The sequence below is a fragment of the Roseomonas acroporae genome (assembly GCF_023223525.1).
In the GTDB taxonomy this organism is placed as follows: Bacteria; Pseudomonadota; Alphaproteobacteria; order Acetobacterales; family Acetobacteraceae; genus Roseomonas_E; species Roseomonas_E acroporae.
Genome location: NZ_JALPRX010000255.1, coordinates 1 through 624, shown reverse-complemented (window position 1 = coordinate 624; position 624 = coordinate 1). Strand labels below are relative to the sequence as shown.

2 protein-coding genes are annotated in these 624 nt (G+C 72.0%); one reads left to right on the top strand and one right to left on the bottom strand.

Features of this window, described 5'->3' with window-relative positions; translation table 11 throughout:
• Positions 1-157: 157 nt before the first annotated feature.
• Entirely contained in the window at positions 158-331 is a 174-nt protein-coding gene (locus M0638_RS28380) for a helix-turn-helix domain-containing transcriptional regulator (protein WP_248670314.1), read from the bottom strand.
• 95 nt (positions 332-426) lie between these two features.
• On the opposite strand from M0638_RS28380, the gene M0638_RS28375 reads away from it, so the two are divergent.
• The coding region (locus tag M0638_RS28375; RefSeq protein ID WP_248670313.1) for a hypothetical protein at positions 427-624 on the top strand (198 nt) is incomplete at its 3' end.

The window sequence follows — 624 nt, the reverse complement described above, 5'->3', positions numbered from 1 at the left end:
CCAGCCCACGCACACCACTCCTACACCACGGCTCGGGACACGATCCCACCTCGCCACTGGGTGGCAAAAGCGCAGCGGTTTCGCTTTTCGGCCGGCGTGGTGCGCCGTGGCGACACGCCGCTCCAGCCGCCCCGGACCTGGGGCGGGCTGTCGCTTGTCAGGCCGCCGTTTTGGCCACCGCGGTCATGCCATGGGCGCGCGCCACGACGCCGAGCGCCTGGCTGATCTCGGCCGGGTCTCCGTCCGCCATGATGAGGGACAGGTACTCGGCCCGGGCCTCGGGCGTGTCCAGCAGCTCGGCCGGGTTGTAGGGGTGCGTCACGGTCGCCATCGTCATTCCTCTCGCCCCGGCCCCTTTCGAAGCCTGACGCCCGCCTCACCGCCGTTTTCGGGAATGAACTCGACGCCGCCGGCTTCGAGGGCACCTTGCACCTTCTGAGCATTAGCCACCGAACTGCGCTCGACCCCCAGCTTCTCCATGCGCTGAATGGCACGCGGCGCGAGGCGATGGCCGAGGCCGTCGAGGCCCTGCGCGTGGCGAACCGCACGTCCGGTGGTGCCGAGGCCCGCCGCGCCGCCCAGGCCGCCGCCTTCCGCGCGCTGAACGCCGCCCGCGCCGCGCTA